The organism is Candidatus Zinderia endosymbiont of Aphrophora alni (genome assembly GCF_964019745.1).
GTDB lineage: Bacteria > Pseudomonadota > Gammaproteobacteria > Burkholderiales > Burkholderiaceae.
This window is the reverse complement of sequence record NZ_OZ026462.1, coordinates 205,797-226,546: the sequence shown is the minus strand read 5'-3', so window position 1 is coordinate 226,546 and position 20,750 is coordinate 205,797. Positions and strand designations below refer to the sequence as shown.

The following is a 20,750-nucleotide window of genomic DNA, read 5'->3' as shown; positions in this document are numbered from 1 at the left end:
TTTTTATTTTATATAAAGGATTTTTATGAATATATATGAATATCAAGGAAAAAAAATTTTACAAAATTTTAAAATAAATATTCCTAAAGGAATTCATTGCAAAACATATAATGAAGCTATAAAAGCTGCTAAATATATTGGTGGATCAAAATGGGTTATTAAAGCTCAAATTTATTCTGGAGGAAGAGGTAAAAATAATGGTATAAAAATTGCTAAATCTTTATATGAAGTTGAAAAATATACTAAAAAAATGTTAAATAAAAGAATTATTACTAATCAAACAAAAAAAAAAGGAGAAATAATAAATTCAATATTAATTGAAGAAAAAATTTCATTTAAAAAAGAATTTTATATTAGTATTTTAACAGATAGAATAACTCAAAAAATAATTATTATTATCTCAAAATACGGAGGTATAGAAATAGAAAAAACTTCTCTTGAAAATCCTCAATCAATATATAAAATATATATTAATCCTAGAGAAAAAATAAAAAATAAAATAATTAATAATATTATTAATATATTAAAAATCAATAAAAATAATACTAATAAAATTAAAAAACAAATACAAAGAATATATAAAGCATATTGGAAAACAGATTCTGTTTTATTAGAAATAAATCCTTTTATTATAACAAAAAAAAATGATTTAATAGTTTTAGATATAAAATTTAATTTTGATAAAAATGCACTTTTTAGACATCCAGAAATATTAAAATTACAAAAAATTAACAAAGAAAATAAAAATGAAATAAATGCTTCAAAATTAGGGATGTCATATATCTCACTTAAAGGAGATATTGGTTGTTTAGTAAATGGTGCTGGATTAGCAATGGCTACTATGGATATTATAAAATATTTTGGAGGAGAACCAGCAAATTTTTTAGATATTGGTGGTAATATTAACAAAAAAAATATTGCAAAATCATTTAAAATAATGTTAAAAAATAAAAAAATTAAAATTATATTTATTAATATATTTGGAGGAATAATAAAATGCGATATAATTGCTAAAGGTTTAATTTTAGCTTCAAAAATTATAAATATAAAAATTCCTATTATTATAAGATTAAAAGGAACAAATGAAAAAAAAGCTAAAAATATTTTAAATAAATCTAAATTAAAAATTAAAATTATAGATAATTTTGAAAAAGCTACAAAAGAAGCAATATTATTAACTAAAATTAATTAAAAATTTTTATATGTCAATACTTATTAATAATAAAACAAAAGTTATTACTCAAGGTATAACAGGAAAAATTGCAAGTTTTCATACAAAAATTTGTAAAAATTATGCTTTTGGAAAAAAAGCATTTGTTGCAGGAGTAAATCCTAAAAAAGCAGGAGAAAATTTTGATGGAATACCAATATATAAAAATGTACAAGAAGCAAAAAAAAATACAAAAGCAACAGTTTCTGTAATATATGTACCAGTACCAAATGTTATACAAGCTATATTAGAAGCAATAAATGCTAATTTAAAATTAGTAATTTGTATTACAGAAGGAATACCAATAAAAGATATGTTAATTATAAAAGATTATATGAAAATTATAAAAAGTAAAACTTTATTATTAGGTCCTAATTGTCCTGGGATTATTACACCAGAAGAAATAAAAATAGGAATTATGCCTACACATATACATAAAAAAGGAAATATAGGAATTGTTTCTAGATCAGGAACTTTAACATATGAAGCTGTTAATCAATTAACAGAATTAGGCTTAGGACAATCAACAGCTATAGGTATAGGTGGTGATCCAATTAATGGATTAAAATTCATTGATATAATTAAAAAGTTTAATAATGATAAAAAAACAGACGCAATAGTAATGATTGGTGAAATTGGTGGAGAAGATGAAATAGAAGCAGCACTTTGGATTAAAAAAAATTCCAAAAAACCTGTTATTTCATTCATAGCTGGAATAACAGCACCAAAAGGAAAAATTATGGGGCATGCTGGAGCATTAATTACAAGTGGCAAAGATACTGCAAAAGCAAAATTAGAAGTTTTAGAAGAATGTGGAATTAAAATTACTAATAATCCTTCTAAAATAGGAAAATTAACAAAATCTTTATTAAAAATATAATTTTTTATTATATTTATTAATAAATAAAAATTATTTTTAAAAATTAAATTCTTTTAAATAAAATTTTATCTATTAAACCATATTTTTTTGCTTCATCAGCTGACATAAAATTATCTCTATCACTATCATTTTTAATTTTTTCTACTGTTTTTCCTGTATTTTTTGATAAAATTAAATTTAAAAGATTTTTAAAAAATAATATTTCTTTTGCTTGAATTTCTATATCTGAAGCTTGACCACGAATACCACCTGAAGGTTGATGAATCATTATTCTAGAATTAGGTAAAGAAAAACGATAACCTTTTTCACCAGAAGAAAGTAAAAAAGCCCCCATAGAAGCTGCTAAACCAATACATAATGTAGAAACTCTAGGTTTTATAAATTTCATAGTATCAAAAATTGCCATTCCAGATGTTATTGAACCCCCAGGAGAATTAATATATAAAAAAATATCTTTATTAGAATTTTCACTTTCTAAAAAAAGCAATTGAGCAACTATTAAATTTGCTAATATATCATTAATAAAACCTGATAAAAAAATAATTCTATCATTTAATAATCTTGAATATAAATCATAATTTTTTTCAGTTCTCATATTTTTTATAAATATAAAATTTATTTTTATTAATAAATTAATTGTTTTAAAAATTTTAATATATTATTAATATATTATATATAATAATATATTTTTTTATAAATAATAATAATAAATTTATAAAATATAATATATATATTTTACATATATTATTATATATATTTTAAATAATATTAAAAATTTAATAAAATTATTAAATAATATAAAATATGATTATTACTAAAAATAAAAAAGCATTTTTTAATTATTATATAAAAGAAACTTATGAAGCAGGAATTGTATTAAAAGGTTGGGAAGTAAAATCAATACGTTTAGGTATGACTCAAATAAAAGAATCTTATATAAAAATATATAAAAATGAATTTTTTATTATTAATTTATATATTAATAATTTTAAAAATTTTTCAAAATTTAATAAAATAAATACCAATAGAACAAAAAAAATATTATTAAAAAAAATAGAAATTAAAAAATTAATAGGGAAAATTAATAAAAATAGATATACAATGATACTTTTAGATTTACATTATAATAAATCATTAATAAAAGCAAAAATAGGGTTAGTAAAAGGTAAAAAACAATATAATAAAAAAGAAATACAAAAAAAAAAAGATTTAATAAAATATAACGAATATAAAATAAAAAATAAATATTAAATTTTAAAATACCTGAGACCGGAATTGAACCGGTACGCCTCTTTTTAAAGATAAGCCACGGATTTTAAGTCCGTTGTGTCTACCAATTCCACCACTCAGGCAATTTTTAAAAAAATATATTATTTATCATATATACTATATGTAAAATATTTTTTACGTAAATAAATATAAGTTATATTATTATTATAACCTAATTTTTCTTTATTAAAAAAATTAAAATCTTTAATAGAAATTCCTAAAATTATTTTTATAATTTCTTCTTCAATTAAATTTAACATTTTATTAAATAATTTAAAAGATTCTTTTTTATATTCACGTTTAGGATTTTTTTGAATATATCCTCTTAAATAAATACCTTGTTTTAAATATTCTAAAATAAATAAATATTCTCTCCAAAAAAAATCTATACTTTTTAAAATTAAAAATTTAGAAAAATTATTAAATTTTTTTTTTGTTAAATTAATAATTTTTTTATTTAAATAAAAATTTATTTTTTTTAATAAAATATTTAATAAATTTTTTTTTGTTATATTTAAATTTTTTTTATAAATATTTTGCAAAGAAATATTAATTTTTAATTCAATATTTAAAATATTATCTATATATAATAAATTCCATTTATTTTTTAAAGAATCACTAGAAACATATTTTTTAAATAATTTAATAAAAAATTGTTTTATAAATAAAAAAATAATTTTTGAAACATTTTTAATATTTAAAATAACATCACGTTCTTTATAAAGAATTTTTCTTTGATTATTTATTATATCATCATATTCTAATATTTTTTTTCTTATATTAAAATTTAAATATTCAATTTTTTTTTGTGCTAATTCAATAGATTTAGTAATAATTCTTGATTGAATTAATTCATCTTTAAAAAAATCAAATTTATTAATAATATTATCAATATAATTTCCACAAAAAATTTTTATCAAAGGATCTTCTAAAGATAAATAAAAACAACATGATCCAGGATCACCTTGACGTGCTGTTCTACCTTTAAATTGATTATCAATTCTTCGTGATTCATGTCTTTCTATACTAATAACTTTAAGACCCCCCAAACTAATTACAACTTTATTTAAAAATTTAATATTTTTTTTAATTTTTTCTATTTTTTTTTTTTTTTTTTTTTTAGAATAATTTAAATTTTTTTTAATTATTTTTATTTCATTTTTAAAATTTCCTCCTAAAATAATATCTGTTCCACGTCCAGCCATATTTGTAGCAATAGTTATTGCTTTAAATTTTCCAGCTTGTGAAATAATATATGCTTCATTTTTATGAAATTTTGCATTTAAAACATTATGAGGTATATTTTTTTTTTTTAAAATAAAAGAAATTAATTCGGAATTTTTAATAGAAATTGTGCATACTAATACTGGTTGTCCTATATTATAACATTTATTAATATCTTTGATAATAGCTTTATATTTTATTTTTTTAGTTATATAAATTTTATCTTCAAAATCTTTTCTTATAGATTTTTTATTTGGAGGGATTACAATAGTTTCTAAATTATAAATTTCTTTAAATTCATAAGCTTCCGTAGCAGCAGTTCCTGTCATACCTGAAATTTTTTTATACATTCTAAAATAATTTTGAAATGTAATAGAAGCAATTATTTGATTTTCACTTTGAATTTTTAAACCTTCTTTTGCTTCTATTGCTTGATGTAAACCATCCCCCCATCTTCTTTCAGATGTTAATCTACCTGTAAATTCATCAACAATAACTATTAAACCATTTTTTATAATATAATGTTTATTTACATGATATAAAATATGCGCACGTAAAGAAGCATATATATAATATAAAATTATAATATTTGAATTATTATATAAAGAAAATCTTTCAGAAATTAAACCAATTTTAATTAAAATATTTTCAATTTTTATATAACCTAAATCAGTTAACCATACTTGAAATTTTTTTTTATTTTTAATATAATAACCTTCAAATTTTTTTTTTTTTAAAAAAAAATATTTTTTTTTTAAAAAATCATTACATATTTTTAATTCTTTTAATACATTATTAATTTTAAAACATAAATTTATATTATTTTCTATAGAATGTGATAAAATTAAAGGTACTCGTGCTTCATCAATTAAAATAGAATCTACTTCATCAATAATAACAAAATTTAATTTTTTTTGAACTTTATACTTTTTACAATAAACTATATTATCTCTTAAATAATCAAAACCAAATTCATTATTTGTTCCATAAATTATATCAGAATTATAAGATTTATTTTTTAATTTATATTTAAAATTTGATAAATTTAAACTAACATTTATACCTAACCAATTATAAAGATTTTTCATTAATTTAAAATCACGAATAGCTAAATATTCATTAACTGTAACAATATGAACACCTTTACCAGATAAAGCATTTAAATAAGCTGTTAAAGTAGACATTAATGTTTTACCTTCTCCTGTACCCATTTCTGCAATTTTACCATAATGTAAAACTATACCCCCCATTAATTGTACATCAAAATGACGCATCTTTAAAATACGTTTACTAGCTTCTCTACATACAGCAAAAACCTCTGGTAAAATTTCTTCTAATGTACAACCATTTAAAATTTTTTCTTTAAATAATAACGTTTTATTTTTTAATTGAATATCAGATAATTTTTTAATTTTATTTTCAAAATTATTAATATTTTTAATAATATCTTGATATTTTTCTTTTTTAAAATTATTTAAAAAAAATTTTTTTAAAAACATATTAAATAATAAATATAAATATTTTTATTTATTTTAATATTTTTTTTAAAAAATATATTTTTATATACAATTTAAAAAATACGTTCAATATATCTCATAATCGCAGAACGAGAATGTGAATTTGAAAAAATTTCAAATCTATTAGGTTTAATTTTACGAAATAATTTAATAGAAAATTTTTTTTTTTTTATATTAAAATTTAATTTAGATTTCATAAATTTTTTTACAATTTTATCTTCTAAAGAATGAAAACTAATAATAACTAATCTTCCATTTTTAGAAATTTTATTAAAAGCAATTTTTAAACCTATTTTTAATTCTTCTAATTCATTATTAATAAAAATTCTAATAGCTTGAAAAGTTTTAGTAGATAAATGTCCTTTACATTTTTTATACTTTATACTTTCTTGAATTATTTTTGATAACTGAAAAGTTGTTAAAATAGGTTTAATTTTTCTATATAAAATAATATTTTTTGCTATATTAAAAGCATACTTTTCTTCTCCATATTTTTTAATAACATTAAAAATATTTTTTTCTTCTGCTTTAACAAGCCATTCTTTTGCTGATAAACCTTGAGTATTATTTATACGCATATCTAAAAAACCATTAAGTTTAAAACTAAAACCACGATTAATATCATTTATTTGCATTAATGAAATACCTAAATCCATTAAAATTCCATCAACATATTTTATATTATTTTTTAATAAAATTTTTTCTAAATTAACAAAACTCGTATTAAATATACTAAATCTTGAATCTTTAATTTTTTTAGAATTAATTATAGATAATGGATCTTTTTCCAAAGCTATTAATTTTCCTTTATTACTTAAAGATTTTAAAATTTTTAAACTATGACCACCACCACCAAATGTACAATCTACATAAATACCATTTGATCTTTTATGATTTATATTTAAAGCTTTAATAACTTCTTTTAATAAAACAGGATAATGAAAAAAATTAAAATTATATTTCATATATTATATATATTATATACATTTTTATATTTTTATATTTTTATATTTTTATATTTTTATATTTTTATATTTTTATATTTTTATATTTTTATATTTTTATATTTTTATAATATAAATAATATTTAACATTATTTTATAATATTTTTTTATTTTACTCTAAATTTAATAATTAAATTTATTTATAAAAATAAATTTAATTATTATATTTAAATATTTTTAATAAATTTATAGGCTGGATTCTGTAATAATAATTTATTTATTATTATGACAATCATTTATCTAGATTTTAAATTACTTTAAAATTCAAGCTTCTTACCAAAGTACTAAGCGAGCAACATCAATGTACATATTTTAGAATTGCTCCCAAATGGAGGTTACCGCGTTTCACCATAACTAAATATGCTCGTCTCTGTGGCCCTATTCATCATTATTATAATAATAATGTACGGTAATTATCCGTCATTTTGCTCTTAGGAGTCCAGACCTTCCTCTTATTATAATATTAATAAATATTTATAATCAGCGATTGTCAAATTTATTTTGAAATTTTAAAAATTAAATAAAAAAATTTTATAAAAATATTAATATATTATATAAAATATATATAAAAATATATTATTTTTTTTAAATAAAAATATAATTTTATATAGAAAAAGAAGAACCACAACCACAAGTAGTAATAGCATTAGGATTATTAACAATAAATTTTGAACCATTTATATCATCATAATAATCAATTTTTGAACCTATTAAATATTGATAACTTATAAAATCAACTAATAATTGAATATCATTTAAAATGATAATTATATCATCAAAATTTACTAATTTTTCTAAAATAAAACCATATTTAAAACCAGAACACCCCCCCCCTTTTATAAAAATTCGTAATTTTAATTCTTTTTTTTTTTTTATAATAGATTTAATTCTTAAAATAGCTTTATTAGTAAGTGAAATATTTGAAGGTGTTATTTTAAGTTTTTTATTTTTAATTATAAAAATCATTTTTTAAAAAAATACTATAAAAAAATAAAAATTTAATATAATTTTAACGTTTAGAAAATTGTTTAGCTTTTCTAGCTTTATGTAAACCTACTTTTTTACGTTCAACTCTTCTAGAGTCTCTAGTTAAAAAACCTAATTTTGATAATTTTATTTTATAATTTTTATTATAATCAACTAAAGCTCTAGAAATACCATGTCTAATAGCACCTGCTTGCCCAGATTCACCACCACCCAAAACATTTACTTTAATATCAAAAAATTTTAAACAATCTATTACTTTTAAAGGTTGTAAAAGTATCATTAAACCAGTTTTTCTAGAAAAATATTTTGTTGCTATTTTATTATTAATAATAATTTTACCAGAACCCTTTTTAATAAAAACTCTAGCTACAGAAGATTTTCTACGACCAGTACCATAATTATAATTTCCTATCATATAATTTTCTTTAAAAATTTAATATTTTTGGTTGTTGCGCAATATGTGGATGAACATTACATGAATAAACTTTTAATTTTTTAATTATTTTATAACCTAAAGGCCCTTTAGGTAACATTCCTTTAATAGCTTTTTTTAAAATTAAACAAGGAAATTTTTTTTGCATTTCAAAAAAATTAATTTTTGAAATACCTCCAGGAAAACCACTATGTTTATAATAAATTTTATTTATTTTTTTTTTTCCAGAAATTTTTAAATATTTAGCATTAATTACAATAACATAATCTCCAATATTAATATTAGGAAAAAAATTTTTTTTAAATTTTCCTCGTAAAATAATAGCTATTTTAGAAGCAATTCTTCCTAATATTTTATTTTTTACATCAATTAAAAACCATTTAAAATATATATTTTTTTTTTTTATTGATAATATATTCATATTTATTTATTATATTTTTTATTTTTTTTTTAAAAAAAAAAATTATACATAATATACATATTATTAAATATTTTTATACATATTATATATAATATATTATATATTATATATTATTAATAATAATTATTATTTATTTAAAAAAAAAATATGAATTGTACAATAAAATGGACAAATTTTTTAAATCTCACATTAACAGCAAAAACAGATTCTAAACATATTATATGTATGGATGGAGATCCTAAAAACGGTGGACAAAATTTAGCACCCAGACCTATGGAAATGATTTTAATAGGCGCTGGAGGATGTACCACATATGATATAATTTTAATATTAAAAAAAAATAAACAAAATATAAAAAAATGTAAAATAAAAATTAAATCTAAAAGAGCAAAACAAAATCCAAAAATTTTTACAAAAATACATTTTAAATTTTATATATATGGAAAAAATTTAAATAAAAATATTATTAAAAATGCAATTAAATTATCACATTCTAAATATTGTTCAGCAATTATAATGTTAAATAAATCTACAAAAATTACACATTCTTTAAAAATTATTAATACTTAACAAATTAAAATGGTATATCATCTTCTAAATCTGAAAATTCAGGAATTTTAAATTCATTTTCTAAATTTTTTTTATTATTAGTTTTATTATTATTTTTTTTAATTTTAATATCTTCATCATCATTAGACATATTATTTGTAATTTGTCTACTACCTAACATTTGCATATTATCTACAATAATTTCTGTTATATATCTTTCTATACCTTCTTTATCAACCCATTTTCTAGAATGTAAACGTCCTTCAACATAAATTTGAGATCCTTTTTTTAAAAATTGCCCTACTATTTCAGCTAATCTACGATAAAAAATAACACGATGCCATTCAGTTGAACTTTTTTTTTCTCCAGTATTTTTTTTTCTATAATTTTCAGTTGTAGCAATAGAAATATTTGCAACAGCATCACCATTAGGCATATAACGAACTTCAGGTTTATGCCCCAAATTACCTATAATTATTACTTTATTTACTGAAGCCATAAAACATTTACCTTTTAAAAAAATGTTTAAAAATTTATAATATTTTTTCTTTTTTTTTTTTTTTTTTTGAGGAAATTTTTTTTATATTTATAAAAAAAATAAACCAAAAAAATGTTAAAAAAGAAAATAATATATATATATATATAATATTTTTTAATTTAAATGTGGAATAAATTCCACCTAATAATCCACCTAAAAATAAACCAAACGATTGAAAAGAACTGTATATACCCATAACAGAACCTTTATAAGATTTCGGAGCTATTTTAGAAACTAAAGAACGTTGAAAAGCTTCAATAAAATTAAAAACTGTCATAAACATTAAAAATAATAATGCTAATAAATTTAAATTATCACTAAAAAATTTAAAAAATATTATAAATCCAATTTGAATTAAAAATAAAATAAATATAAATATATTACATATCATTTTATAAGATATTAATCTTCCTCCAAAAAAAAATACGGGTAATAAAAATAAAAATGATAATATTACAACAGGTAAATAAAGTTTCCAAAAATACATTTCTAAAACATTTGTACAAATAGACAATATTCTAGGAAAAATAATAAAAAAAAATATTTGTGAAAAATATAAAACAAAAACCCCAAAATTTAATTTAAATAATTCCTTATTAAAAATAATTTTTTTTAAAGAAATAGTTTTTTTTTTAGCAATAAAAGGAACTGAAGGTACAAAAAATATTATTAATAATAAAGAAATTAAAGATAAAAAAGCAATAATTAAAAAAATCCCTGCTATACCAACATAAGAAAATAAAAAATTTGAAGAAATTAAAGAAATTGCAAAAGATAAACCAACAAAAAAACCTACTATAGACATAACTCTAAAATAATTTTTTTTACTAGTTAAATCAATTAACAAAGCCATTAATGTAGAAGATACTACTCCAATACCTTGAATAATTCTACTAATTATTAAAATATATATATTTTTAGAAAAAATAGAAATTATTAAACCAATAATAAATATTATTAAACCAATAATAATCATTGGTTTACGACCATATTTATCAGATAAAATTCCAAAAGGAAGTTGCATAAAACATTGTACTAAACTATAAACACCCAAAGAAAAACCTATAAGTATATAATTATTTTCACTAGTAAAACCACTAATATAAACAGGTAATAATGGTGAAATAATAAATACACCAAACATTCTTAAAGCAAAAATTAATGATAATAATAATGAATAAAACAACTCACTTTTATACATAGAAAATTTTTATAATATTTTATAAAAAAAAATAATTATTAGAAATAGTTAAAACTTCAAAACCAAAATCAGTAACTAAAATAGTATGCTCCCATTGCGCAGATAAACTTTTATCTTTAGTTTTAATAGTCCAACCATTAGAAGTCTCATAAATAAAACGACTACCCTCATTAATCATAGGTTCAATAGTAAAAATCATACCAGAATAAATTTTTTCAGAACTTTTAAAATTATTATAATTTAATATTTGCGGAAATTCATGAAATTTTTTACCTATTCCATGTCCACAAAATTCTTTTACAATACTAAAATTATATTTTTCTGCATGCATTTGTATTGCATTACCAATATCATTTAAATAAACATTATCTTTAACTTTAGAAATTCCAGCCCACATACATTCATAAGCAATTTTTATTAAAAATTTAGCATTTAATGTTGTTTCTCCAACAACAAACATTCTACTTGAATCTCCAAAATAATTATTTTTTTTTACTGTAATATCTATATTTAATATATCACCATTTTTTAAAAATTTATTATCAGGAATACCGTGACAAACAACATCATTTATTGATGTACAAATAGATTTAGGAAAAGGAAATTTATACCCAGGAGGAAAATAATTTAAAGGACCTGGAATAGCTTTTTGTACATTAATAATATAATTATAACATAATAAATCTAATTCATTAGTAGTCACTCCAATTTTTATAAAATTACTTATATAATCTAAAACTTCAGAAGCTAATTTACAAACATTTCGCATATATTTAATATCTTTACTATTCTTAATATATTTCATATTTATTTTAAAATAATTTTTAATAAATACATAAATATTATACAATAAATAATATTTATTATATATAATATATATTATTATTTAATAAAATTGTTTATAAAAATAAATAATTTTAATTTTAATTTTTAAAAATAAAATGATAACAATAAAAAAAATGATTGATGCAAAAGTTCATTTTGGTCATCAAACACGTTTTTGGAATCCTAAAATGTCTAAATTTATTTTTGGTCATAAAAATAAAATTCATATTATAAATTTAGAAAAAACACTTTATTTATATAATAAAGCTATTAATTTTGTAAAAAAATTATCAAAAAATAAAAAAACAATATTATTTGTATGTACAAAACGTCAAGCAAGAAAAATAATTTTTAAAGAAGCTTTAAAATCAAAATCACCTTATATAAATCAAAGATGGTTAGGAGGAACATTAACAAATTTTAAAACTATTAAAGTATCTATAGATCATTTAATAAAATTAGAAAATACTTTTAAAAATTTTAATGAAATTAAAAAAAAAGAAATATTATTATACAATAGAAAAAAAAATAAACTTAAAAAAAATTTTGAAGGATTAAAAAAAATGAAATTTTTACCAGATGCTCTTTTTATAATAGATATAGGATATCATAAAAATGCTGTTATAGAAGCAAAAAAATTAAATATTCCAATAATAGCATTAGTTGATACAAATCATAATCCTGATAATATAGATTATATTATACCAGGTAATGATGATTCTATAAAATCAATAAAATTATTTTCTAAAGGAATAACAAATGCTATTTTAGAAGGTAAAGCTTTAAATATTAAAAATAATTTAAAATTTAAATTTTAAAAATAAATAAAAATGGAAATTAAAATTAAAAAAATTACCGCTCAATTAGTAATGTCTTTAAGAAAAAAAATTGGTGCTCCATTAATGGAATGTAAAAAAGCTTTATTAAAATTTAATGGAGATTTTTTAAAATCAGAAAAATTTTTAAAATCTAAAATCAATAAAAAATTTCTTTGCACATCATTTGAAAAATTATATAATGGTATTATTGTAATTTTTATCAATGAAAAAAAAAAAATAGGAACAATTTTAGAAATAAAATGTGAAACTGATTTTATCTCAAAAAATTTAGAATTTATTAAATTTTCTAATAAATTAGTAAAATTAATAACTAATAAAAATTCTATTAAATTTACTAAAAATGAATTTACAAAAATAAAAAATAAAAAAATCGAAAAATTAAGATTAAATTTTATAAATAAAACTAAAGAAAAAATTTTAATTAATAGATTTTTAAAATTAAAAACAAAATATCAATTTACTAATTATATACATGATAATAAAATTGGAGTAATAATAGAATTTAAAGGAGAAAATATAAAAATAGCTAAAGAAATTGCTATGCATATAGCAGCTATGAAACCAATAGCATTAGATATTAATGAAATTCCATCTAAAATTATAAAAGAAGAAAAATCTATATTATTATTAAAAATTTCAAAACTTAATAAACCTAAAAAAATTATAAAAAAAATTATTAAAAATTCTATAAATAATTTTTTAAAAAAAAACTCTTTATATAATCAAATTTTTATAAAAGATAAAACAAAAACTATTAAAGAAATATTAAAAATATATAATTTAATTATATATTCATATAATATATTTATATTAGGAGAAAAAATAAATGAAAAATAAAAATAAAAATAAAAATAAAAATAAAAATAAAGATAAAAATAAAGATAAAATAAATTTAAATTATTTTTTTGAAAAAATAAACAAAAAACTAAATAATTTATTAATTCAAACAAAAATAGATTTTTCAAAAATAAAAATTAATCAAATAAATATAAATATATTATATAATATATCAATAAATATAAATTCTAAATTAGAAAAATTAAAAAATATAGCAAATATATTTTTAATTAATCCTCAAACAATTAAAATAATTGCACATGAAAAAAAAAATTTATTAAAAATAGAAAAAACTATTAAAAATTCTAATTTAGATTTAAATCCTTTTATAACTAATAATTATATAAAAATATTAACGCCTAAGTTAACAGAAGAAAAAAGAAAAAAAATAATTAAAATTATAAAAAAAAAATCAGAAAATATAAAAATATCTATTAGAAATATACGTAGAATTTTTCTAAATAAACTAAAAAAAAAAATTCCATCAAAAGATGAAGAAAAAAATATACAAAATAAAATTCAAAAAATAACAAATAATTATATTATTAAAATAAAAGAATTAACAAAACAAAAAGAAATTGAAATTTTAAAAATATAAAATATTAAAAATATTTATGTTAAATTTTAAAAAATTAAAAAAAAATATTTTTGAAATTTTTAAAATATTAAAAACAAGAAATTTTAATTTAAAAATAAAAAAAATTTTTTTTTTAGAAAAAAAAAGAAAATTTATACAAATAGAATTAGAAATTTTACAAAATAAAAGAAATATTTTATCTAAAAAATATATTTTTTATAAAAAAAATAAAAAAAATATTAACTCAATAAAAGAAAAAGTAATATTTATTAATAAATATTTAAAAAAATTTAAATTAAATTTACAAAATATAAAAAAAAAACTTAATAATATATTAATAAATATACCTAATATACCTCATAATTCAGTACCAATTAATAATAAAAATATAGAAATTAAAAAAAATAAAAAATTTCCAAAATTTAAATTTAAAATTAAAAATCATTCAAAAATAGGTTTAAAATTAGGTATTAATACTAAATTAGCTACAAAAATAACAGGAACAAAATTTGTAGTTATGAAAGGTAAAATAGTAAAAATTTATAGAGCTCTTTCACAATTTATGTTAGATACTCATATAAAAGAACATGGATATACTGAATATTATATACCTTATATAGTTAATAAAAATTCTTTATATTCCACAGGTCAATTACCTAAATTTAAAAATGAATTATTTAAAATAAAAAAAAAAACATATTTTAAAAATCAAGAATCATTATATTTAATACCAACTTCAGAAGTACCATTATTAAATATAGTTAAAAATAAAATTTTAAATTTTAATAAATTACCATTAAAAATGGTTGCATCTTCTCCATGTTTTAGATCAGAACCAATAAATTATGGAAAAGATACTAAAGGTATTATTAGACAACATCAATTCGATAAAGTAGAAATAATTCAAATAACTCATCCAAAAAAATCATATTCTACTTTAGAAGAAATGATTTTTCATATTGAAAATATTTTAAATAAATTAGATTTACCTTATAGAATAATGAAACTTTGTAGTTTAGAATTAAGTTTTAGCGCTAAAAAAACTTATGATATAGAAGTATGGTTACCTTCACAAAAAGAATATTTAGAAATTTCTTCAGTATCAAATTGTGGAACATTTCAAGCTAGAAGAATGAATACTAAATTTAAAAATAAAAATGGAAAATTAAAATTAGTACATACATTAAATGGTTCTGGGTTAGCTATTGGTAGAACTTTAATAGCATTACTTGAAAATTTTCAAGAAGAAAATGAAAAATTTTTTATCCCTCCTATTTTAAAAAAATATTTAATTTAATAAATTTAATTAATTTACATATTAAATTTATTAAAAATTATAAAATAATTCCTATTAAGGAGAGATGACAGAGAGGCTTAATGTACTTGATTCGAAATCAAGAGTATATAAAAAAATTAATAAAAAACTATACCGAGGGTTCAAATCCCTCTCTCTCCTTTTATTTTTGTAATTTTGTGAAGATGGCGAAATAGGTAAACGCACTAAGCTTAGAACTTAGTATCAATTTTTTTAAAAGATTTAGGGGTTCAAATCCCCTTCTTCACATTTAGATAAAAATATTATTTTAAAAATTAAAATTTCTAATTTTCATACTATTTAAAATTCTATTACAAGCTATAATAAATAAAGCAAGACGTAATGAAATTTTTTCTTTTTTTGAAAAATCCCATGCCTTTAAAAAGGATTTAATAATAATTATTTTAAGATATTTATTAACTTTTTCTTTTGTTAAAAACATCCCAGATAAACCTTGAGTCCATTCAAAATAACTAACTATAACTCCACCAGAATTCGCAATAACATCTGGGATTATTAAAACATTTCTTTTTAATAAAATTTCTTCAGCTTCTGTAGTAGTAGGGCCATTAGCACCTTCTAAAATAATTTTAGCTTTTATTAAATTAGCATTAAATTTTGTTATTTGCCCTTCTAACGCAGCTGGTATTAAAATATCACAATTTACAGACCAAAATTTAGTTCTATCTTTTATTAAATCTGCTTCTACAAAACCTTTAATTTTTCTTTTTTTTAAAGAACATTCTTGAATTTTTTTAATATTTAAACCTTTTTCATTTATAAGAGTTATATCATTATCTTGTATAGCAACTATTTTACAACCAATATTAAAAAATAATTCTGCCACAACACCTCCAACATTTCCAAAACCTTGAATAGCAATTTTTTTTTTACTAATATCAAAATTCATTTTTTTTGCTAATTCTAAAGCTATTAAAAAAATTCCCATACCTGTTGCTTTAAATCGACCAGAAATTCCTCCAATATTTAATGGTTTACCAGTAACAACAGCAAAATTATTATAACCAGAATATATAGAATATTCATCCATCATCCATGCCATAATTTGTTCATTAGTATTAATATCTGGAGCTGGAATATCTTTACGAGAACCAATACAAGAAATAATTTCACGAGTATAACTTCTAGTTAAACGTTCTAATTCTCCTATAGAAAATTTTTTTATATTTACTCTAATACCTCCTTTTGCACCACCATATGGAATATTAACTACAGCATTTTTAATACTCATCCATGCAGATAAAGCCATTACTTCTGACAATGTAAGATCTTCATGAAAACGTATACCTCCTTTTCCAGGACCTCTAGAAACATTATGTTGTACACGATAACCTTCAAAATGTTTAATAGTACCATTATCCAATTTAATTACAACATCAAAAATAAAAATTTTTTTAGGAATCTTTAAAAATTCTATTAAATCAAAAGGAAATTTTAAATAAGAAATCACCTTATCAAGCTGATTTAAATAAAGTTTCCAAGGATTATTTTTAAAATTTATTAAATAACTAGGTAATTTATACACAATATTTTTTTTATTTAATTTATTGATATTATTTTTTTTCTCTTTTTTTAAAAAAAAAAAAAATAAAATATTAAAAATTTATTAATTTTTTTTTTTATTACTTTCTAAACACTGAGATTTATTACGTAAAATATGATCCATAAATAATAAAGCTAACATAGCTTCAATAATTGGGATTATACGAATCCCAACACAAGGATCATGACGTCCTAAACTTTTAACAATTACAGGTTTACCAGAAACATCTATTGATAATTTTGGAATTTTAATACTAGAAGTAGGTTTTACAGCAATTGAAATAACAATATCTTGACCATTTGATATACCACCTAAAATTCCTCCAGAATTATTACTTAAAAATTTTTTTAAAGTTATTTCATCATTAAAAAATGAACCTTTGCATTTTATAGAATTAAAACCTGCACCAATTTCAACACCTTTTACAGCATTAATGCCCATTAATGCATAAGCAATATTAGCATCTAATTTATCAAAAATAGGATCTCCTAAACCAATTGGTAAATTTTTAACAATAATATTTATTCTCGCACCACAAGAATCACCAATTTTTATCAAATTTTTAATATATTTTTTAATTTTTAAAACATAATTAAAATTTGCTAAAGAAAAAATATTAGTATGAACATCTTTCCAAGATCTAAAGGGGATTTTTATTTCCCCTATCTCGCTAACACATCCTAAAAAAAAAATATTATATTTTTCAAATAACCATTTTTTTGCAATTGCCCCTCCAGCCACAGAAGCTGCAGTTAAACGAGCAGAAGAATATCCACCACCATTATAATCACGAATACCATATTTATGTAAATAAACATAATCTGCATGTCCAGGTCTAAAAATATTTTTTATTTCTTTATAATCTTTACTACGATGATCAATATTACGTATTAATAAAGATATAGGAGTACCTGTAGTTTTACCTTTAAAAACTCCTGAAAGGATCTCTACTTTATCTAATTCAGATCTTTGAGTAACATAAATTGAAGTCCCAGGTTTTCTTTTATTTAATTCTATTTGAATATCTAATTCACATAAATTCATTTCTGGAGGACAACCACTTATTATACAACCAATAGCTGGACCATGAGATTCACCAAAAATACTTAAAGTAAATAATTTACCAAAAATATTACCAAGTATAGACATAAAAATATTTTTTTTTTAAAAAAAAATATATTTAAATAAATAAAAAATTAATAATAATTTTAAATATTTATAAATATTATAAAAATTTTAAATTTATTTACAAAATTTACAATTTTTTATTTTTTATTATTTTTTTTTAATTAAAAAATACAATTAATTTTAAAATTAATAATTTATTTTATATTATTTATAAAAACAATATTTAAAATTAAAACTAAATTTAATAAATTAATATTAAAATAATTTTTATTTTAAATATAATTAATCTAATTTATAATTAAATATAACTTATACAATATATATTATATATATAAATTATAACATATATATTTAATACATGTTATTATTTTTTTTATATAAATAAAATATTTAAAAATTATTTATAAATTAACAATTTATTAAAAAAAATTTAAAATTAAAAAAATTTTTAAAAATAAAAATTATTATAAATTTTAAAAATATATTAATTATATTATAATTAATTTTAATATTTTTTTATTAAAAATTAATATATTATTAATAAATAATATTTTATTAATTTTAAAATTTTTTTAAAACTTCTAAAAAATTTTTATTAATAAAAATATTATAAAAAATTATTAAAAATATTTATATAATTTTATTTTATATTAAAATATATAATATTATTATAATATAAATTAAATATATTTTTATTAAAAATATTAAAAATATTATTTTTTATTTAAATATTTTAAAAAAATAATTATTTTAAATTTTTTAAATTAAACAATTATAAATTCAAATAATATTTTTATATATTTATTTTTATTATAAAATATAAAAAAAATATATTTTTAATATTAATAATATAAATAATATTTATTATATTTTTTTAAAAATTTTTTAAAAATAATAAAAATTTATTATTATTATATTAATAATAAAAAAATAATTTTTTTAAAATTTAAATTATTATTAATAATAATCATATTTAAATATGATATTCAAAATATAATTTAAAATATAAAATTTTTTTTCTATCTATTAAAATTTTTAAAAAATTAATATAATTAAATTTTTTTATAATATAAATAATATTTTATATAAAAAAATAATAATATATTTAATATATAAAATTTAAAAAATTAAAAATTCTAATATTTTTTTAAAATTATATAAAAAATTATTTTTTTAATTTTTTTATTTAATTAAATGAATTTTTAAAAATTTACGTTTACCAACTTGTAAAATAAATATACCTGAATTAATTTTTAAAAATTTATCTGTAACTATATTACCATTAATACGTACACCTTTTTGCATAATCATTCTTAAAGCTTCAGAAAATGAAAAACAAAAATTTACTTTTTTTAATAAGTTTCCTATTAATAAAGGAGCACCAGATAAATAAAAAATATCTATTTTTTTAGGAACACCTCCTTTACAACAATTAATAAAATCAAATAAAGCTTTTTTAGCTTTATTTAAAGAATGAAATTTTGTTACTAATTTTAAAGCTAATGATATTTTAATTTTTTTTAAATCACTACCAATAACAATACTTTTTTTTAAAGAAGATATTTTTTTTTTAGAATATAATAATAATAATTTATAATATTTCCACATCATTTTATCAGAAATACTCATAATTTTTGAAAACATTTTATATGAATCATCAACAATATTAATAAAATTTTTTTTAGATTTAGACATTTTATGAACACCATCTAAACCCTCTAATATAGGCATAGTTAAAATATTTTGAGGTACACCTCCAAAATTTTTTTGTAAATTACGAGCAATTAATAAATTAAATTTTTGATCAGAACCACCAATTTCTAAATGAGATTTTAAAATTATTGAATCATATCCTTGAAATAATGGATATAAAAATTCATGCATAAATATTGGGAAACCTAATTTTAAACGTTTAGAAAAATCATCTCTTTCAATCATACGTGCAACTGTATAATAAGATGTTAATTTAATAATATCTTGAATATTAAAATTATTAAACCATTCTGAATTATACCTAATTTCAATTTTATCTAAATCTAAAATTAAACCAATTTGTGAAAAATAATTTTTAGAATTTTCTATTACTTGTTCTTTTGAAAGAAAAGGACGAGTTACATTACATTTCGTAGGATCACCAATTCTAGCAGAAAAATCTCCTATTACAATTATAATTTTATGTCCTAAATTTTGTAACTGATATAATTTATTTAAAACAACTAAATGTCCAAAATGTAAATTAGGAGAAGTAGGATCACAACCAAATTTAATTCTTAAAGGTATTTTTTTTTTATAAGAAAAAATTAATTGATTAACAAAATTATTAATTTTTAATAATTCTTTAGAATTTTGAATAAAAATCTTTAAAGAATCTTTAATAAAATCAGGAATTAATAAATTTTTAGTAAATATTTTTTTAAAATTTTTCATATTAT

At 17.7% G+C, this 20,750-nt stretch carries 19 protein-coding genes, 3 tRNA genes, 1 other RNA gene and 1 pseudogene; 10 read left to right on the top strand and 14 right to left on the bottom strand.

What is annotated here, in order from left to right; genetic code table 11:
* The first annotated feature begins 25 nt into the window (after positions 1-25).
* Both sucC and sucD read left to right on the top strand, forming a co-directional pair.
* Positions 26-1,192: an ADP-forming succinate--CoA ligase subunit beta gene (sucC, locus tag AACL00_RS01105; RefSeq protein ID WP_339044849.1), complete on the top strand. Its 1,167-nt coding sequence runs from the start codon at positions 26-28 to the stop codon at positions 1,190-1,192.
* A gap of 10 nt (positions 1,193-1,202) precedes the next feature.
* Complete coding sequence (sucD, locus tag AACL00_RS01100; protein WP_339044848.1) at positions 1,203-2,090, top strand: succinate--CoA ligase subunit alpha; 888 nt, start codon at positions 1,203-1,205, stop codon at positions 2,088-2,090.
* 43 nt (positions 2,091-2,133) lie between these two features.
* Here sucD and AACL00_RS01095 read toward each other — a convergent pair.
* A pseudogene (locus AACL00_RS01095) lies at positions 2,134-2,685 on the bottom strand (ATP-dependent Clp protease proteolytic subunit); the annotation flags it as partial.
* Between the two features lie 209 nt (positions 2,686-2,894).
* Here AACL00_RS01095 and smpB point away from each other — a divergent pair.
* Positions 2,895-3,341 (top strand): SsrA-binding protein SmpB, encoded by a 447-nt coding sequence (smpB, locus tag AACL00_RS01090; RefSeq protein WP_339044847.1) that lies wholly within the window; start codon positions 2,895-2,897, stop codon positions 3,339-3,341.
* Between the two features lie 9 nt (positions 3,342-3,350).
* On the opposite strand, the gene AACL00_RS01085 is transcribed toward smpB, so the two are convergent.
* The 7 genes from AACL00_RS01085 to rplM all read right to left on the bottom strand — a co-directional run bounded on the left by AACL00_RS01085 (position 3,351) and on the right by rplM (position 8,945).
* A tRNA-Leu gene (locus AACL00_RS01085) sits at positions 3,351-3,442 on the bottom strand.
* An 18-nt stretch (positions 3,443-3,460) separates the two neighbouring features.
* Positions 3,461-6,082 (bottom strand): preprotein translocase subunit SecA, encoded by a 2,622-nt coding sequence (gene secA, locus AACL00_RS01080; protein WP_339044846.1) that lies wholly within the window; start codon positions 6,080-6,082, stop codon positions 3,461-3,463.
* A 71-nt stretch (positions 6,083-6,153) separates the two neighbouring features.
* Positions 6,154-7,065 carry a 16S rRNA (cytosine(1402)-N(4))-methyltransferase RsmH gene (gene rsmH / locus AACL00_RS01075; RefSeq protein WP_339044845.1) on the bottom strand — a complete coding sequence of 304 codons (912 nt, stop codon included), beginning with the start codon at positions 7,063-7,065 and terminating at the stop codon, positions 6,154-6,156.
* Positions 7,066-7,277: 212 nt separating this feature from the next.
* Positions 7,278-7,607, bottom strand: an RNA gene (gene rnpB / locus AACL00_RS01070) — RNase P RNA component class A.
* Between the two features lie 100 nt (positions 7,608-7,707).
* On the bottom strand, positions 7,708-8,070 hold the full coding sequence (gene erpA / locus AACL00_RS01065) for an iron-sulfur cluster insertion protein ErpA (protein WP_339044844.1): 363 nt from the start codon (positions 8,068-8,070) through the stop codon (positions 7,708-7,710).
* Positions 8,071-8,113: 43 nt separating this feature from the next.
* On the bottom strand, positions 8,114-8,506 hold the full coding sequence (rpsI, locus tag AACL00_RS01060; RefSeq protein ID WP_339044843.1) for a 30S ribosomal protein S9: 393 nt from the start codon (positions 8,504-8,506) through the stop codon (positions 8,114-8,116).
* Positions 8,507-8,516: 10 nt separating this feature from the next.
* Positions 8,517-8,945 (bottom strand): 50S ribosomal protein L13, encoded by a 429-nt coding sequence (gene rplM, locus AACL00_RS01055; RefSeq protein ID WP_339044842.1) that lies wholly within the window; start codon positions 8,943-8,945, stop codon positions 8,517-8,519.
* Between the two features lie 147 nt (positions 8,946-9,092).
* Here rplM and AACL00_RS01050 point away from each other — a divergent pair, with 147 nt between their 5' ends.
* A complete protein-coding gene (locus AACL00_RS01050; RefSeq protein WP_339044841.1) occupies positions 9,093-9,515 on the top strand; it encodes an OsmC family protein in 423 nt (140 codons plus the stop codon).
* A 4-nt stretch (positions 9,516-9,519) separates the two neighbouring features.
* Here the strand turns inward: AACL00_RS01050 and ssb are convergent, their stop codons facing one another.
* From ssb to map, 3 genes are read right to left on the bottom strand one after another with little or no spacing between them, the layout of a single operon-like run.
* Positions 9,520-9,993: a single-stranded DNA-binding protein gene (ssb, locus tag AACL00_RS01045; RefSeq protein ID WP_339044840.1), complete on the bottom strand. Its 474-nt coding sequence runs from the start codon at positions 9,991-9,993 to the stop codon at positions 9,520-9,522.
* A gap of 34 nt (positions 9,994-10,027) precedes the next feature.
* The gene (locus AACL00_RS01040; protein ID WP_339044839.1) at positions 10,028-11,233 is read right to left on the bottom strand and encodes an MFS transporter; all 1,206 of its coding nucleotides are present in this window, start codon (positions 11,231-11,233) and stop codon (positions 10,028-10,030) included.
* A 19-nt stretch (positions 11,234-11,252) separates the two neighbouring features.
* Complete coding sequence (gene map / locus AACL00_RS01035; protein WP_339045132.1) at positions 11,253-12,044, bottom strand: type I methionyl aminopeptidase; 792 nt, start codon at positions 12,042-12,044, stop codon at positions 11,253-11,255.
* 130 nt (positions 12,045-12,174) lie between these two features.
* On the opposite strand from map, the gene rpsB reads away from it, so the two are divergent.
* The 6 genes from rpsB to AACL00_RS01005 all read left to right on the top strand — a co-directional run bounded on the left by rpsB (position 12,175) and on the right by AACL00_RS01005 (position 15,875).
* Positions 12,175-12,876 (top strand): 30S ribosomal protein S2, encoded by a 702-nt coding sequence (gene rpsB / locus AACL00_RS01030; RefSeq protein ID WP_339044838.1) that lies wholly within the window; start codon positions 12,175-12,177, stop codon positions 12,874-12,876.
* A 12-nt stretch (positions 12,877-12,888) separates the two neighbouring features.
* Complete coding sequence (gene tsf, locus AACL00_RS01025; protein ID WP_339044837.1) at positions 12,889-13,734, top strand: translation elongation factor Ts; 846 nt, start codon at positions 12,889-12,891, stop codon at positions 13,732-13,734.
* Complete coding sequence (locus AACL00_RS01020; protein ID WP_339044836.1) at positions 13,724-14,332, top strand: ribosome-recycling factor; 609 nt, start codon at positions 13,724-13,726, stop codon at positions 14,330-14,332. Before tsf ends, AACL00_RS01020 begins: the two co-directional genes overlap by 11 nt.
* Positions 14,333-14,348: 16 nt before the next feature.
* Positions 14,349-15,608 (top strand): serine--tRNA ligase, encoded by a 1,260-nt coding sequence (gene serS, locus AACL00_RS01015; RefSeq protein WP_339044835.1) that lies wholly within the window; start codon positions 14,349-14,351, stop codon positions 15,606-15,608.
* A gap of 58 nt (positions 15,609-15,666) precedes the next feature.
* Positions 15,667-15,767: transfer RNA gene (locus tag AACL00_RS01010), tRNA-Ser, on the top strand.
* Positions 15,768-15,784: 17 nt separating this feature from the next.
* Positions 15,785-15,875, top strand: a tRNA-Leu gene (locus AACL00_RS01005).
* Between the two features lie 19 nt (positions 15,876-15,894).
* On the opposite strand, the gene AACL00_RS01000 is transcribed toward AACL00_RS01005, so the two are convergent.
* From AACL00_RS01000 to tyrS, 3 genes are all read right to left on the bottom strand, one after another.
* Positions 15,895-17,172 (bottom strand): Glu/Leu/Phe/Val dehydrogenase, encoded by a 1,278-nt coding sequence (locus AACL00_RS01000; protein WP_339044834.1) that lies wholly within the window; start codon positions 17,170-17,172, stop codon positions 15,895-15,897.
* A gap of 81 nt (positions 17,173-17,253) precedes the next feature.
* Positions 17,254-18,333 (bottom strand): chorismate synthase, encoded by a 1,080-nt coding sequence (gene aroC, locus AACL00_RS00995; RefSeq protein WP_339045131.1) that lies wholly within the window; start codon positions 18,331-18,333, stop codon positions 17,254-17,256.
* A gap of 1,167 nt (positions 18,334-19,500) precedes the next feature.
* On the bottom strand, positions 19,501-20,745 hold the full coding sequence (gene tyrS, locus AACL00_RS00990; RefSeq protein WP_339044833.1) for a tyrosine--tRNA ligase: 1,245 nt from the start codon (positions 20,743-20,745) through the stop codon (positions 19,501-19,503).
* Positions 20,746-20,750 lie beyond the last annotated feature (5 nt).